Genomic DNA, 14,775 nt, shown 5'->3' with positions numbered 1-14,775 from the left:
AGCTCCGTTCGCCGACGCGCGGGTCTACACATCGCGCGCCGGTCATCGTGCGTCATGGGAATCGCACGCTTTGTTACATTCAGCGGCACTTCCGTGCGCTGCGCCATTCGGGGCGGGCAAACGGGGGGCCGTCCGGGCCGGGCCGGATGGCTCCCGCCCGGCGTGGGAAGGGTGGAGGCATGAAGGGCACGGAGGTACTGGCCGACGCGTTCGGCAGGGTCCATGACGCGGTGCACGAGGCAGTCGAGGGGCTGTCGGCGGAGCAGTTGAACGCCCGCCTCGATCCGGCGGCGAACTCGATCACCTGGCTGGTGTGGCACCTCACCCGGATCCAGGACGACCACGTGGCGGACGCGGGCGGGATGGAGCAGGTGTGGAACGCCGGGAAATGGGCCGACCGGTTCGCGCTGCCGCTGCCCGCCGGATCGACCGGGTACGGGCATACGGCGCACCAGGCCGGGAGCGTGCGCGTGGACTCCGGTGAACTGCTGCTGGGCTATTTCGACGCCGTCCACGCGCGGACCGGGCAGTTCCTGCACGGGCTCGCCGCCACCGACCTGGACCGGGTCGTCGACGAGGCCTGGGACCCGCCGGTGACGCTGGGGGTGCGGCTTGTCAGCGTGATCGCCGACGACCTCCAGCACGCCGGGCAGGCCGCGTTCCTACGGGGCGTGCTGACGCGGGGCCGCGGATGACGGCCGTACGGCGGGCCGCGCGGGCCCTGCTGGCGGGGCTGTTGCTGACCGCGCCGGTACTGCTCGCGGCCGGTCCGGCCTCCGGCGACACGGGGGCCGGGCGGCCCGTGGTGGAGACCGACCACGGCGCGGTACGCGGCCGGGCGCAAGCGGGGTACCGCACCTTCGAGGGCATCCCGTACGCCGCGCCGCCGGTCGGGGCCCTGCGCTGGCGGCCTCCGGCGCCCGCCGCGCGCTGGACGGGGGTGCGGGACGCCGGTGCGCCCGGAGCCCGCTGCGTGCAGTTGCCCGCGATCGGGCCGGGCGGGCCGAGCGGCTCGGAGGACTGCCTGTTCCTGAACGTGACCGCCCCGGACCGGAAACCGACCGGCGCCCGGCGGCCCGTCATGGTCTGGTTCCACGGCGGCGGCTTTCGTGACGGCGCGGGGGACGCGTACCGGGCGGGGCGGCTCTCCGGGGTCGAGGGCGCCGTGGTGGTCACGGTCAACTACCGCCTCGGTGTCTTCGGCCTCTTCGCCCATCCCGCCCTCGGCGGCGCCCCCGACTTCCTGCTCGCCGATCAGCAGGCCGCGCTGCGCTGGGTGCGGGCGAACGCCGCCCGCTTCGGCGGCGATCCCGACCGGGTCACCCTCTTCGGCGAGTCCGCGGGAGCGCTCAGCGTCTGCGCGCACCTCGTCTCGCCCGCCTCGGCGGGTCTCTTCCACCGGGCGATCATGCAGAGCGGCTCCTGTTCCACCACCACTCCCGCCCGGTCCGTGCATCCGCAACTCGGCGCCTACACCCCGTTCGTCCCGCAGGAGCGCACCATCGCCGAGGGCGCGGCCGCTGCCGCCCGGCTCGGCTGCCAGCGACCCACGGACGCCCAGACGGCGGACTGCCTGCGCGGTCTGGCTGTCGAAAGGCTGGCGACGCCCGAGCTGATGTGGCAGTTCTCCCTCCTCCCCCACGGCGGCGCCCTGCTCCCGACCGAGCCCCGACGGGCCCTGGAGCGGGGGGAGTTCGCCCGGGTTCCGGTGCTCCAGGGCGGGAACCTGGACGAGATGCGGCTCTTCCTCGGGCAGACCCTGGCCACCTACCCGGTCGGCGATCCGCAGGCCTACCGGGCCCGGCTGCGCGCCGCCTTCGGCGCCTGGGCCCCCCAGATCGAGGCGGCCTATCCCGTGAGCGCGTACCCGACGCCCGCGCTGGCCTTCGCCACCCTGCTGACCGATGCCTCGTTCCTGTGTCCGCAGCTGCGGGACAGCCGGGCGCTGGCGCGGCACGTGGCCACGTACGACTACCGGTTCAGCGACCGGAGCGCGCCGAACTATGCCGGGCTCCCGGAGGTGCCCGGATTCCCGTACGGCGCCACGCACGGGTTCGAGCTGCCCTACCTGTTCGACACCCCCTTCGCCTTGAGCGGGCCGCAGCGGGCGCTGGCGGACCGGATGGCCGGCTACTGGGTCCGGTTCGCGCGGACCGGGGACCCGAACGGGCCCGGGGCTCCGCGGTGGGCGCCGTCGCCGCCGTCCTCCGTGCTGTCGCTGGCTCCGGGTCCGGGCGGGATCCGCCCGGTGGACGCGGGGGCCGAACACCACTGCGCGCTCTGGGACTCCCTGGGCGACGCCTACGGAAAGGCGGGCTCTTGACCGGGCTGAGCGACATCCTGGAACGGCACGTCGCCGACGGTTCGACGGCCGGGGCGGTTGCCCTGGTGGGCCGGGGCGACCGGGTCGAGGTGGCGGCCGTGGGGAGCGCTGACGCCGACGGCACGGCCCCGATGGTGCGGGACTCGCTCTTCCGCGTCGCCTCGGTCACCAAGATCGTCACCGCGGCGGCGGTGATGATGCTGGTCGAGGACGGCCGCTTCGCGCTGACCGACCCCGTGGCGCCGTGGCTGCCCGAGCTGGCCTCGCCGGTGGTGGTGCGGACGCCGTCGAGCCCGGTCGACGACGTGGTCCCGGCCGAGCGCGCCGTCACCGTCGCGGACCTGCTGACCTTCCGGGCCGGGTGGGGGTTCCCGTCCGACTTCTCGCTGCCCGCCGTCGGGCTGCTGTTCAGCGAGCTGCGGCAGGGGCCTCCGCAGCCGCAGCTGACCGCGGCGCCGGACGAGTGGATGGCGACGCTGGCCCGGATCCCGATGCTCCACCAACCGGGCGAGGCCTGGCTCTACAACACCTGCTCGGACGTCCTCGGGGTGCTGATCGCCCGGGTCGCGAAGTGTTCACTGCCGGAGTTCCTGGCCGAGCGGATCTTCGAGCCGCTCGGCATGGCGGACACCGGATTCGCCGTCCCGCACGCCGACCGCGGGCGTTTCACCAGCTGTTACCGGACGGGACCGCAGGGCGGACTGGAGCTGATCGACGCCCCTGACGGGCAGTGGAGCAGCGTGCCGGCCTTCCCCTCCGGAGCCGGCGGGCTGGTGTCGACCGTGGACGACCTCCACGCGTTCGCCCGCATGCTGCTCGACGACGGCGGCGGCCCGCTGCTGTCGGCCGATTCGGTGCGGCGGATGACCACCGACTGGCTGACTCCCGCGCAGCGGGCCGGCGCCGAGCTGTTCCTGGAGGGCCAGGGCTGGGGCTTCGGCGGCTCGGTGGACATCGCGCCGAGGGATCCGTGGAACGTGCCCGGCCGCTACGGCTGGATCGGCGGCACGGGCACGGCCGCGCACATCACTCCCTCCACTGGGGCCGTCAGCATCCTGCTGACCCAGTTGGAGCTGAGCGGCCCGACACCGCCCGCGCTGATGCGCGAGTTCTGGACGTACGCGGCCTCCTGAGCGCCGCGTACGTCCAACCCCGTACGTCCAACCCCGTACGTCCAACCGCTTACGTCCGCCCGGTCAGTGGTTCTCGGTCGGCTGGAGGTCGCGCGGGATCATGGCCCAGGTGGTGGCCGCGGCGGCGACCGCGAGGGCTCCGGCCAGCAGGAACGCCGGGGTGATCGCCAGGGTGTAGGCGTGCGAGGCGGCGTCGAGCAGGGCGCCGCCGACGTCGCCGCCGATCCGCTCGGCGGTGTGGGCCGCCTCGCCCACGGAGTCCCGTACGGCGGTCAGGGTGGGGCCGTCGAGGTCGAGGGCGGGGAGGTTGCCCCGGTAGAGCGCGGCGGCCGTGGAGCCGAGGATGGCCACGCCCATGGCCGAGCCCAGCTCGTAGCAGGTCTCCTCGATGGCGGCCGCGCTGGACACCTCGTCCGCGGGAGCGGAGGAGATCAGGGTCACCGAGGCGACCGTGGTGGCCACGCCGGCGCCCAGGCCGATGACCGCCAGGGCGGCGGCGAAGGCCGGGTAGCCGAGGTCGGCGAACTGCTGGAGCATCCACGGCAGGGCCATGCCCGCGGCCAGCACCACCAGTCCGGCGCCCAGGACGTGGCGGATCGCGAAGCGCTGCATGAGGGTGGGGGCCACCATCGAGGCACAGATCAGGGCGAGCGGCGCGGGCAGCAGGCGCAGGCCCGCCTCCAGCGGGGTGTAGCCCTGGCCGTACTGGAACCACTGGGTGACGAGGAAGAGGATCGCGCCCATGCCCACCATCGGCAGGAAGATCGCGGTCGCGGCGACGCTGAAGGCGGGCTTGGTGAACAGCCGTACCTGCAGCAGCGGGTTGTCCAGGCGCAGCTGGCGGCGGACGAAGACGGTCAGCGCGACGACGGCGACGGCCAGCAGGGCCCAGGGCAGCGGGTCGGCGATGCCGCTCTTGCCGAGCTGCTTGATGCCGCCCGCGAGGGCGAGCATGCCGACGATCGACTGGGCGACGCCCCACCAGTCCCACGCGCCGGTGGCGCGCGGGGAGCGGGATTCGGGGAGGTAGCGCAGGCCGGCAGCGACGATGACCGCGGCGACGGGGAGGTTCAGGAGGAAGGCCGAGTGCCAGCCGTAGTCCTGGACGAGGAGACCGCCGACGACCGGGCCGAAGGCCATGCCGCCGCCGAAGACGGCCGCCCAGACGGCGAGGGCGAAGGCGCGTTCCTTGGCGTCGGTGAAGACGCTGCGCAGGATCGACAGGGTGGACGGCATGATCGCCGCGCCGCCGATGCCGAGGAGGGCGCGGGCCGCGATGACGTGCCAGGCCTCGGTGGAGAGGACGGCGATGAGCGAGGCGAGGGAGAAGATGCCGAAGCCCGCCATCAGCAGCCGCTTGCGGCCCCAGCGGTCGCCGAGGGCGCCGGCGGTGACCAGCAGGCCGGACAGCGCCAGGGCGTAGATGTCGATGATCCACAGCTGCTGTACGGCGCCCGGCTGGAGGTCGCCGACGAGCGAGGGGAAGGCCACGTTGAGGATCGTGGTGTCCATCGAGATGAGCAGGAGGCTGCCGGAGAGGATCGCGAGCACGATCCAGCGGCGCGGATCCTGCGTGGGGGTGTGCATGGGGGTTCCGTTCAGGGTCGTGCGGAGGTCACGCTGCAGGACTACTCGGCCGAGGGCCGGGTTCCGCCGAGGAAGGAGGCCAGGACCAGTCGGCCGGTCTGGCGGGGGGCGAGGTGCCCGTCGCGCACGCCTTCGGCGGCCGCGTCGAGCAGGCCCCAAAGCGAGTACCAGATCCAATACGCGGGCAGGTCGGCGCGGAGCCGGCCGAGCCTCTGGCCGAGCTCCAGGAACGCCAGGGCCCGCTGGTCCTGGCGTTCGATACCGGCTCGGAACTCGGGATCGGCGAGCACGGTGGCGTCGCGCGAGGTGAAGCCGTACAGGTGGGCGGCGGGCAGCAGGTCGGTGACGAGCTGCTCCAGCGCGGCGTCGAAGGCCGCGCCGTCGGCGCCCTCGGCCAGGTCGGCGGGGCCCAGGCAGCCGTCGACCACTTCGATCGCGCGGACGGCGACGGCCTTGAGCAGGGACTCCCGGGTCGCGTAGCGACGGCTCAGGGTGGCGCGGCTGGTGCCGATGCCTGCGGCGATGTGCGCCATCGAGGCGCTGTGATCGCTTGCGAGGACGCGGGCGGCGCCGTCCAGAAGTTCGTTTTGCTGCACCATGATGAGCCTCCTTCGCCTCAGACGATACATTTTTGTCTCATCTGAAGCAAATTTGCTCAACCGGTGCCGTTACGGTTGGCCGCAGTCGCCTTCAGGTCTACGCGCCGCCGTCCGAGTGATCCGCCGTACGGGCGCGTGCGCCCGAGCGCGTACGGCCCGGGGTCTGGGCCCGCTCCGGGTGACGGCGCACGTACTCGTGCTCCAGCTCGTTCATCCGGTGCGTGTGCGTGACCAGCGCGTCGTCGGACCCGTGCAGCAGCGTCTCGTGGCGCGTGCGGTGGATGGCCTCCAGCTCCTTGAGCAGCCGGCCCTCCTCCAGCTTGCGCGCCGCCGGACCGCCCTCGTTCTCCGCCATGGCGCGTACACCTCCTCCTCGGCCGGGCCGGGCGCAGCGCCCGGCCCCGGTCCCTCCATCATCCGCCGGTGGCGGCGGCGCGCGCTCGGCAGCTGCGGGCGACCTCGTCGGCGAAGACGCGGGCCGGCGGGCTGAGGGCCGTCCAGCGGCGCACGGCCCAGCCCACCGCGAGGGGAGGCAGCGCGGGAACGGGCACGAGGCGCAGCGGGCCGCCGGTGCCGGGCACCTGCCACCCGGGCAGGGCCGGCACGACGGCGTGGCCCAGGCCCAGTTCGGCCAGCAGCAGGGCGGTGTCCCAGTCGGCGACGCTGGTGTCGGAGGTGATCCGGACGCCGGATTGGGCGAGGGCCGCGTCCAAGTGGGCGCGGGAGGCGGAGTTCTCGGGCAGCCGGATGTGGCGTACGGCGGCCAGGTCGGCCGGCTCGATCCGGGGCCGGGAGGCCAGGGGGTCGTCGGCGCGGACCGCGACGACCCAGGGCAGGTCCATGACGGGGCGCTGCTCGATGCCGCGGACGGGGGCGCCGATGGTGATCCAGGCGAGGTCGAGGTCGTCGGCCGCGAGGGCGTCGAAGCAGCTGCGGCTGGAGTTCTCGGTCTGGAACTCCAGGCTCACCCGGGGGTGGCTGCGGCGGAAGCCGACGACCGCCTCGGCCATGAAGTGCCGCACGGTCGTGGCACCGGTGGTGACGCGGACCGAGCCCGCGCCGCCGCGGACGAGGTCGTCGAGCTGTCGCAGGGCGCCGTCGAGGCCGTTGATCCCGTCGGCGGCGGCCGCCCACAGGATCCGCCCGGCCTCGGTGGGTACGACGCCCCGCGCGTGGCGCTCCAGGAGTTGGGCACCGGTCTGCTTCTCCAGGCGGCGGACGTGCTGGCTGACGGCGGACTGGGTGCAGCCGAGGTCGCGGGCGACGGCGCTGAGGCTGCCCGCCCGGCAGACGGCGATGAAGGCGCGGAGATCATCGAGGGTCATGAGCCCCAAGGTATCGCTTGGGTGTTGGGAGGAAACCGGAGGATTGACTTGGGTTTCCCGGTGGACAACGATCTCCTCAGGGCACAGCCCGGGCGGCAACCCGTCCCCCGCCCCAGCGAGGTCCGGACCTCGCTGGGCAAGAAGGGGACGGGTGCCGACCCATCGGCCGTGGGGGGCGTTCAGGGGGTGAGGGTCCAGCGCTGGGCCGGCGAGTTGTCGCAGGCGGCGCGCGTGAGCTTGGTGCCGTTCGCGGTGGCGCCTGCCACCGGGGCCAGGCATTGGCCACCGGTACGCAGGCTGGACTGGGGGCCCGGCTGCCAGGTCTGGCCGGAGCTGCCGTTGCAGGTCTGGACGGTGACGCGCGCGGGGCTCGTACCGTCCAGGCAGACTCCGCCGAGGCCGGTCAGGCGGCCGTCGCCCTGAAGGGTCCAGCGCTGGTTGGGGCCGCCGTGGCAGGTGTACAGGGTGGGTTCCGTGCCCGGCGTGGTGGCGCTGTGCGGGAGGTCCACGCAGCTGGCCGAGGCCGCGTTGACGAGGGTGGCGTCCGCCGGGAACGGGGTGGCCCGGCCGGTGAGCGTGATCTCGGCGGCGCTGCTCCAGGGTCCGCGGCCCCCGGCTTCGGTCAGGGCCTTGAGGCGGAGGTAGCGGCCGGCCCGCGCGGCCAGGGTGATGTCCTTGCGGGCCGCGGTGTCGGCGAAGGTGCCGCTGGCCACCGGGGCGCCCCAGTCGGCGGTGGTGTCCGAGACGTACACCTCGTAGCCCCCGATCCGGCCGTTGACGCCGCCGTCCTGGCGGGGCAGGTAGCCGAGGCCGTCGACCGTGTGGCGGGCGCCGAGGTCGATCTGGATCTCGTGCGGGAGCGGCGCCGGGGTACCGGAGGACCAGGCGGTGTGCCAGATCGTCGCCGGGTTGCCGTCGAAGGCGTTGCGAGCCGCGCCGTTCTCGCCGGCCGTCTCCTGGCTGTCGGCGGAGACCAGGGTCCAGGCCGACTGGGAGATCGGGGCGGAGGTCGTCGGGATCGGGTCCGCCGCGGGGACGGTGGTGCCGGTGGCCGTGACGCTGAACGCGCCCGACTTCGAGCCGGTCTTGACCCGGAGGACGCCTCCGCGGTCCGCCGCGTCGAAGTACCAGCCCGACGCGGCGGCGTCGTAGGCCGCCTTCGAGGAATGCCCGGGCAGGGCGCCGCCGTCCGCCGTGACCGTACCCGGGGCGGTGGCGACGTGGAGGGTGAACTCGTAGCCGCGGGCGGCCGGTTTGCCGGTGTAGCTGCCGGTCGGGGCGCCGACGGAGACGGTGACCGTGCCCGGGCCGGAGGCGGGGGCGGTGACGTCGACCTGCTGGCGGGCGTACGCGCCCGACTGGTGGGCGCGGGTGAGGCCGTCGTCCTCGTAGAGGCTGAAGGAGGAGGCGCCGCGCGGGTGGATGTCGTAGGTGAGGGTGGAGACGGGCTTCTCCCCCGTGTAGTTCATCTGCGGCCACATCGGGACGATCGCGCCGCCCTTGACGAACAGGGGCAGGGTGTCGAGCGGGGCCTGGTAGCCGTTCAGCCAGCCCGGTCCGGCGTACGTCCTGCCCGTCCAGTAGTCCGTCCAGGTGCCGGCGGGCAGGTAGATGCCGTCCCGTACGGAGGTGTCGGAGACCACCGGCGCGACGAGGAAGGAGTCGCCGGCCATGAACTGGCCGCTGGTGAGGTTGCCGCGGGCCACCGGGTCGTCGGGGTACTCCAGGACCATGGCGCGGGTGCTGGGCACTCCGCTCTCGTGCGCGACCCGGCTCATCGTGTACAGGTACGGCATCAGGCGCATCTTGAGCTGGAGGTACTTGCGGTTGATGGAGAGGTACGGCTCCGCGAACCGCCAGGGCTGCTTGTCCTGGTATCCGGCGGAGGGGTTGGTCGCGCCCCAGCCGGACATGGTCATGAAGGCCGGGGTGAAGGCCTTCCACTGGAGGTCGCGGGCGTACGTCTTGGGGCTGCCGCCGAAGATGCCGTCGATGTCGCCGGCGGCGTAGTTGAGGGCGGACAGGCCTGCGCCGGTGATGGCGGGGACGTGCCAGCGCATGTCGTCCCAGGTGCCGTTGGTGTCACCGGTCCAGACGACCGCGTTGCGCTGGGTGCCGGCCCAGCCGTCGACGGTCCAGACGTAGCGGCGGGCGTCGGAGTTCTTCTCGATGCCGTCGACCGCCTGCTGGACGCCGTTGAAGGCGTACTTGTAGCCGCTGCCGATCCAGGCCACGTCGGTCTTGACCCCGCGGCTGCCGGCCACGGAGACCTCGTCCTTGATGGAGCCGAGGCCGGTGGAGGTCCACAGCCCGGTCTGGAAGCCCTTGGCCTTGAGTGCGTCGACCGTGGACTTCAGCGGCGCGGTGTAGCCGCAGCCGTAACCGTCGTTGGGCAGGAACCAGCCCGAGGGCATGTCGGCGGCGCGGGCGTCGGCGGCGTAGCCGGCCACGTCCGGGGTGGTCTGGTGGCGCAGGCGGTTGTGGTCGCCCTGGTAGTCGGGGTTGGAGGCGTTGAAACAGTCGGCGTTGCCCAGCTCGAAGCCCCACGCGGGGGCCATGAAGGGTTTGCCGCTGACGTCGGTGTAGGCGTCGAGGACCGATTTGAGGGAGTCGCCGGTGAAGTACCAGGCGTCGAAGCGGCTCTCGTTGTGGGTGAGGGTGGTGGGGGCGTTGAATCCGTAGGAGCCGGGGGCCCAGGTGTTGCGCATGACGCCGTAGCCGTTGGTGGACATGTAGAAGGGGGCCGGGCTGGCGTTGTTGTTCTCGCGCCACTTGTTGTCGACGGCCACCGGTACGGTCTTGCCGCGCAGCGCCCATTCGCCGAGGCGCAGGCCGGTTCCGTAGAACTGCTCGTCCGCACCGCGGTTGAGGTATTGGGTGGTCTGGCTTCCGGTCCAGGAGGTGGGCTGGGCCTCCTGCCACACGGGGGTGGAGTTGTCCGCCCGGTAGACCGAGAACTGCAAGGGGGACTTGTTGACCCGGATGGACAGGGCCCCGGTGGTGATCCGGTAGTACGTGCCGGCGTCGGTGTACGCGGGGCTGACGGGGCCGAAGTCGGTGGTGGGGGCGAGGTCGGAGCCGGCCGGGTCGTTGGTGAAGGCGCCGTCGGGCGAGAGCCAGAGCCGGAAGATGTCCGCGCGGGCGACGACCACGCGGGCCTTGGCGCCGCTGGAGGCGGTGACGGTGAAGGTGTTCCCGGACTGGGCGAAGCCGGTGACGTTCCCGGCCGTGGCCGCGGGGGCGGCGGGGGCGGCGGGGGCCCCGACGGCCGCGGGGGCCCCGACCGCCGCCTTGGCCGGAGTCACGGCCGGCCCGGCGGCGGCCAGACCCGCCACGGCGAGGGCGGCGGCGAGCAGGGCCGCGGTGCGGCGCCTCACCCTTCCCCGGGGCCTGCTCCTGCGGATGCGGATCAGTCTCATGGTGCAGCTCCTCGTGCGGTCCGGCTCACGGACACACCTCTTTGGCATGCTCCCGGCAACATAGCGCTCCGCGCGCTCCGTTTGAAGGAAGTTGCTTGAAGTCGCTTCAGATCGAGCATCTTTGAGCATCCGTCAGGTGTCTGACCGCTGGTTCACCGAAACCGGCACGCCCGGCGGCCGGCCTCGGTAGCTTGGCCGTTCGAGTACGACGCGCCGGCGACTGCAGGACACCGGCCTGCGCGAGCGGCACGGCGACGGCCGCTCGCAGTCGCCGTCAGAGGGTCCCGCCGACCCGGCACCGCCCGAGATCGGTCACAACCTACGGCTGGGTCCGCTGGGCACCGCGCTGCTGCCGTGGCGGATCCCGCGCGTGCTGCTCATCGACGAGATCGACAAGGGCGACGCCGACTTACCCAACGATCTGCTCCACGTGTTCGAGGAAGGCGAGTTCAGGATCCGTGAACCCGCCCGCCTGCGTCAGCCGACGTCCAGGGTGATGACCGCCGACGACGAGGGCTGGGTGGAGCTGACGCGGGGGCGGGTCCGCTGCCACGAATTCCCCCTGGTGGTCATGACCAGCAACGGGGAACGGGAGTTCCCGCCCCCGTTCCTCCGGCGCTGCATCCGCCTGGAGATCCAGCGACCGGACGGGGAGAAGCTGGCCCGGCTGCTGGCCGCCCACCTGCCGGCGTCCGACGTGCCCGCGAAGGCGGTCGGCGAGAAGCTCATCACCGAGTTCCTCCGCAAGCAGCGCGACGAGGGCGCCGAACTCGCCAACGACCAGTTGCTCAACGCGGCACTGCTGGCCCGGCGTCTGTGGGACGACCCGAAGGAGCGCGCTCTGATCGTCGACCACCTGTTGCGTCCGCTCAACGAGGACTGAGCGGTGGACGAGGAGCTGGGCCGGAGCCTGCGCCGGCTGCGGGCGGACGACGACGGCCCGTCCGTCGTGGACCTGGCGGACGCGCTGTGGATCGCCCGTTTCCTCGGAGTGCCGCAGGACGAAGCCGCCGTCCCGCCCGGACCGGGGGTGGAACCGGAACTGCAACCCCCGGCCCACGACCCCCCGAGGACTCCCGCGGCACCCGAGACCCCCGACCCGCGCGCGAACACTCCGCTGCACGCCGTACCGGCCGCCACGCTGGGCGCCGGGGCCGCGCCGGTGCGCGTGGGCCGGGAGAGCGCGTTGACCGACCCATTGGCGCTGTCCCGGTCCCTGCGGCCGCTGAGGCAGCGGGTGCCCAGCCCGGGCACACCGCTGCTGGACGAGGAGGCGACGGCCGGGGCGAGCGGCGAGAGCGAGATGCTCGTGCCCGCCTGGAAGGCCCGTACCGAACGCCGGTTCGCGGTCGACCTCGTCGTCGACACCGGTCCTTCGATGACGATGTGGCACCAACTGGCCAACGAATTACGGACATTGTTCGAGGGCCACGGCGCGTTCCGGGTGACGGACACCTGGTCGCTCGACACCGGCGCGCCCGAGCCCAGGCTGGCGCCCTTCCACCGCACGCCCCGTGGCGGGCCGCGACGAACCCTCTCCCCCCGGCAGCTCGCCGACCCGACGGGCCGGAGGCTGCTCCTGCTGCTCACCGACGGGGTGGGCCCGCTGTGGCGCGACCCGGCCCGCCGAGCACTCTCACCCGAGCACTCGCCGAGGCGTTCCGCCGCTGCGACGGGGCCGACCACGCCACGCCCCTGCAGCTCGCGGTGGACCAGCCCCTGCTCGGCATCCCCGTCGAAAGCTGGCGGCTCGGCGAACGCCCGCTGGGCGCGGAGCGCCCGATCGTCACCCGCCTCGCCGACCGCCCGCCCATCGACGATCCCGTCCTCGCCGAGCGGCGCCGCGAGCGCTGGAGCGCCCTCCACAACCACCCGCCGGTCCCGACGGTGCTGGACGCCGAAGGGCCCACCGCTCCGGGGCAGCTGCAAACCCTGCCGCCCTGGACCCTCCCGGTGTTCGTCCGCAGTGAGCCCAGCCCCGAGGTGCTGCACGAGCTGATCGACGCCGGCCACTCGATCATCCTCTGGCGCCGCGAACCGATCGCCTCCGGCCTGTACGGTCCCTTCCGGCGGGGCGTCGACGACCTGGTGAGCGAGGTCCACAGCCCCGCAGCCCTCCCCACGGCCATCGCCGAACTCCGCTCCCGGCAGGCGGACCACGAACCCGATGCGTACTGGTCCTTCGACCTCACCCTGCTGTACGACGACCCGACCCGGCCCCTGCCCGTAGCCGACGGGCTGACGGACGAGCCGTGAAAGACCTGCGGCCGGCCCATGACGTGCGGACCCAGTGGACGACCGCTGACGCTCGGGCTACCCGAAGCGGACCGGGAGGTGCTTGATGCCGTTGATGAAGTCCGAGCGCAGGCGGCGGACTTCGCCGGTGAGGGTGACCTCCGGGTGGTGGGTGAGGAGTTCGCGCACGAGGGCCTTGATCTGGGTGCGGGCCAGGCCGGCGCCCAGGCAGAAGTGGGGGCCGCCGCCGCCGAAGGTGAGGTGGTCGTTCGGGGCGCGGCGGATGTCGAAGGTGAAGGGGTCGGCGAAGGCGGTCTCGTCGCGGTTGGCGGAGGTGTAGTACGTGACCACCTTCTGGCCGGCGGCGATACGGCGGCCGCGCAGGACCGTGTCGCGCGTTGCGGTGCGGCGGAAGTTGTGGATCGAGCCGCCCCAGCGCAGGAACTCCTCCGTGGCCGAGGTCCACAGGGTCTCGTCCTGCGGGGCGGCGGCCAGTTCGGCGCGCGCCGCCGGGTGTTCGATCAGGGCCAGGAGCGTGGCGGAGAGGAGGTTGCGGGTGGTCTCGTTCCCCGCGACGCACAGGAGCACGAAGAACATGTTGACCTCGTCCGGGGTGAGCCGGTCCCCGTCGACCTCGGCGTGCACCAGGGTCGAGAGGATGTCCTCGCGCGGGCGCTCGCGCCGCTCGGCGGCCAGTGCGTCGCAGTAGGCGTAGATCTCGGCCGCCGCGAGGTCGCTGTCGTGCTTGCCCGCCGAGAGCTCCGGATCCTGGCCGCCCGCCATCCGGTTGCTCCAGTCGAATATGAGCCGCTCGTCGCCCGCCGGTACGCCGACCATCTCGCAGATGGTCTGGATCGGCAGCCAGGCGGCCACCTCGGACACGAAGTCCATGTCCCGGCCGGGGACGACCGCGGTGTGCACCAGGGCGGCGGCCCGCTCCGTGATCCGAGCCGCGAGCCGGCGTACCACGCGGGGGGTGAAGCCCGCGCTGACCAGCGAGCGGTACCGGGAATGGCGCGGGGCGTCCATCCCGAGCAGGACCAGACGCAGGGTCTCCAGGGAGTCGGGGCTCTGGTCGCGGATCATGAACGAGCCGAGTTCGGTGGACCAGAGCTCGGGGTCGCGGCTGATGGCCTTGACGTCTGCGTGGCGCGTGACGGCGTAGAAGCCGTCGTGGTGGCCCGGCACCTCGTGCCAGTGCACGGGGTCCTCGGTGCGCAGCCGGGTGAACTGCGCGTGCGGGACCTCACGGGCCCAGGTGTCTTCGAGCAGGTCGATCTCGCCGGTGGGGATCACCGCGCACGTCCTTCCAGGAGGGTGCCGAGAGCGTCCACGACCAGGTGGTCGGGGATGCCGTGCGGGTCGAGCCGGTGCTGCATCGCCAGGCCGAGCAGGACGCCCAGGACGAGGGCGCCGGTCTCCTCCGGCGTACGGGTGAGGGGGGTGCCGGTGGCCTCGGCCCAGTCGGCGAGCCCTTCGCCGAGCTGGGCGCGGATCTCGGCGTAGCGCTGGGCGAGCTGGCCGCCGATGAGCGGGCCGCGGGCGGCGTGCAGCCAGAGCTCCGCCTCCAGCAGCAGCCACGAGTCCCCGCGGTCGGGGTGCGGGCGGGTGAGACTGCCCCACATCGCGGAGAAGTGCACCGCGGGGTCCGCCGGGTCGGCGCTGGCGGCGATCTCGGCGGCGAGTTCCTCGGCGGTCCGTTCCTTCCAGACCTCCAGCAGGGCCAGCAGCAGGCCCTCCTTGCCGCCGAAGTGGCTGTAGAGGGCGCCGGTGGTCCGGCCGGCCGCGTCGGCGACCGCCTCGGCGGAGACGGCGTGGAAGCCCTTGCGTGCGAAGAGCTCGGCGGCCGCGTCGATGAGGCGGGAGCGGGTCTGCGACTTGCGCAGCGCCTGCGGTGTGCGGCGGGTGGTCACGGGGCGCCTCCGGCATGCATGTATATCTGCCTCCCGATATAAGTTGCGCCCAGGGTCGATGTCTCGTCAATCCCCGTGCGGGCAACGGCCTTTGGCATACGAGTACCGCAGGCGGCCGGCACCCCATTGCTCACTGTTTGCCGTTTTCATACCTTTTGGTGGTGAACTACGGATCCCTCCTGTACCTCTCCACCGGTGACGGCCGGACCGGCCGCCTCCGTACGGGTCCCAGGAGTGGCAC

Annotated in this window: 12 protein-coding genes; 5 read left to right on the top strand and 7 right to left on the bottom strand. The window is 73.0% G+C overall.

Translation table 11 applies throughout. The features are described 5' to 3' along the window. Positions 1 to 179 precede the first annotated feature (179 nt). From ACZ7GJ_RS20605 to ACZ7GJ_RS20595, 3 genes are read left to right on the top strand one after another with little or no spacing between them, the layout of a single operon-like run. Entirely contained in the window at positions 180 to 695 is a 516-nt protein-coding gene (locus ACZ7GJ_RS20605) for a mycothiol transferase (protein WP_470753537.1), read from the top strand. Then, the gene (locus ACZ7GJ_RS20600) at positions 692 to 2,323 is read left to right on the top strand and encodes a carboxylesterase/lipase family protein (protein WP_470753534.1); all 1,632 of its coding nucleotides are present in this window, start codon (positions 692 to 694) and stop codon (positions 2,321 to 2,323) included. Before ACZ7GJ_RS20605 ends, ACZ7GJ_RS20600 begins: the two co-directional genes overlap by 4 nt. Next, complete coding sequence (locus ACZ7GJ_RS20595; RefSeq protein WP_470753532.1) at positions 2,320 to 3,456, top strand: serine hydrolase domain-containing protein; 1,137 nt, start codon at positions 2,320 to 2,322, stop codon at positions 3,454 to 3,456. The genes ACZ7GJ_RS20600 and ACZ7GJ_RS20595 overlap by 4 nt, the downstream gene beginning before the upstream one ends. A gap of 63 nt (positions 3,457 to 3,519) precedes the next feature. Here the strand turns inward: ACZ7GJ_RS20595 and ACZ7GJ_RS20590 are convergent, their stop codons facing one another. The 5 genes from ACZ7GJ_RS20590 to ACZ7GJ_RS20570 all read right to left on the bottom strand — a co-directional run bounded on the left by ACZ7GJ_RS20590 (position 3,520) and on the right by ACZ7GJ_RS20570 (position 10,386). Beyond that, a complete protein-coding gene (locus ACZ7GJ_RS20590; RefSeq protein WP_470753531.1) occupies positions 3,520 to 5,043 on the bottom strand; it encodes an MFS transporter in 1,524 nt (507 codons plus the stop codon). 41 nt (positions 5,044 to 5,084) lie between these two features. Continuing rightward, on the bottom strand, positions 5,085 to 5,642 hold the full coding sequence (locus ACZ7GJ_RS20585; RefSeq protein WP_470753530.1) for a TetR/AcrR family transcriptional regulator: 558 nt from the start codon (positions 5,640 to 5,642) through the stop codon (positions 5,085 to 5,087). 97 nt (positions 5,643 to 5,739) lie between these two features. Next, the gene (locus ACZ7GJ_RS20580) at positions 5,740 to 5,997 is read right to left on the bottom strand and encodes a DUF6158 family protein (RefSeq protein ID WP_470753528.1); all 258 of its coding nucleotides are present in this window, start codon (positions 5,995 to 5,997) and stop codon (positions 5,740 to 5,742) included. Positions 5,998 to 6,055: 58 nt separating this feature from the next. Beyond that, positions 6,056 to 6,967 carry a LysR family transcriptional regulator gene (locus ACZ7GJ_RS20575; protein WP_470753526.1) on the bottom strand — a complete coding sequence of 304 codons (912 nt, stop codon included), beginning with the start codon at positions 6,965 to 6,967 and terminating at the stop codon, positions 6,056 to 6,058. A gap of 179 nt (positions 6,968 to 7,146) precedes the next feature. Continuing rightward, positions 7,147 to 10,386 (bottom strand): TIM-barrel domain-containing protein, encoded by a 3,240-nt coding sequence (locus ACZ7GJ_RS20570; RefSeq protein ID WP_470753525.1) that lies wholly within the window; start codon positions 10,384 to 10,386, stop codon positions 7,147 to 7,149. 370 nt (positions 10,387 to 10,756) lie between these two features. Between ACZ7GJ_RS20570 and ACZ7GJ_RS20565 the strand changes: the two genes are divergently transcribed. Both ACZ7GJ_RS20565 and ACZ7GJ_RS20560 read left to right on the top strand, forming a co-directional pair. Continuing rightward, complete coding sequence (locus tag ACZ7GJ_RS20565; protein WP_470753524.1) at positions 10,757 to 11,269, top strand: MoxR family ATPase; 513 nt, start codon at positions 10,757 to 10,759, stop codon at positions 11,267 to 11,269. Then, a complete protein-coding gene (locus ACZ7GJ_RS20560; protein ID WP_470753522.1) occupies positions 11,203 to 12,642 on the top strand; it encodes a VMAP-C domain-containing protein in 1,440 nt (479 codons plus the stop codon). The genes ACZ7GJ_RS20565 and ACZ7GJ_RS20560 overlap by 67 nt, the downstream gene beginning before the upstream one ends. A gap of 57 nt (positions 12,643 to 12,699) precedes the next feature. Here ACZ7GJ_RS20560 and ACZ7GJ_RS20555 read toward each other — a convergent pair whose 3' ends face one another. Both ACZ7GJ_RS20555 and ACZ7GJ_RS20550 read right to left on the bottom strand, forming a co-directional pair. Further along, positions 12,700 to 13,917: a cytochrome P450 gene (locus ACZ7GJ_RS20555; RefSeq protein ID WP_470753520.1), complete on the bottom strand. Its 1,218-nt coding sequence runs from the start codon at positions 13,915 to 13,917 to the stop codon at positions 12,700 to 12,702. Next, a complete protein-coding gene (locus tag ACZ7GJ_RS20550) occupies positions 13,914 to 14,534 on the bottom strand; it encodes a TetR/AcrR family transcriptional regulator (protein WP_470753518.1) in 621 nt (206 codons plus the stop codon). Before ACZ7GJ_RS20550 ends, ACZ7GJ_RS20555 begins: the two co-directional genes overlap by 4 nt. Positions 14,535 to 14,775 lie beyond the last annotated feature (241 nt).

It is taken from the genome of Streptomyces sp. NPDC037242 (genome assembly GCF_055604165.1).
Note: the sequence above shows the minus strand (reverse complement) of the source record. Positions and strands in the feature narration are given on the sequence as shown.

What these genes read in the sequence shown, in the direction of transcription:
- ACZ7GJ_RS20580 (WP_470753528.1), bottom strand. Translation starts at nt 5,997, where the DNA reads ATGGCGGAGAACGAGGGCGGTCCGGCGGCGCGCAAGCTGGAGGAGGGC.
- ACZ7GJ_RS20605 (WP_470753537.1), top strand. Translation starts at nt 180, where the DNA reads ATGAAGGGCACGGAGGTACTGGCCGACGCGTTCGGCAGGGTCCATGAC.
- ACZ7GJ_RS20590 (WP_470753531.1), bottom strand. Translation starts at nt 5,043, where the DNA reads ATGCACACCCCCACGCAGGATCCGCGCCGCTGGATCGTGCTCGCGATC.
- ACZ7GJ_RS20600 (WP_470753534.1), top strand. Translation starts at nt 692, where the DNA reads ATGACGGCCGTACGGCGGGCCGCGCGGGCCCTGCTGGCGGGGCTGTTG.
- ACZ7GJ_RS20575 (WP_470753526.1), bottom strand. Translation starts at nt 6,967, where the DNA reads ATGACCCTCGATGATCTCCGCGCCTTCATCGCCGTCTGCCGGGCGGGC.
- ACZ7GJ_RS20585 (WP_470753530.1), bottom strand. Translation starts at nt 5,642, where the DNA reads ATGGTGCAGCAAAACGAACTTCTGGACGGCGCCGCCCGCGTCCTCGCA.
- ACZ7GJ_RS20570 (WP_470753525.1), bottom strand. Translation starts at nt 10,386, where the DNA reads ATGAGACTGATCCGCATCCGCAGGAGCAGGCCCCGGGGAAGGGTGAGG.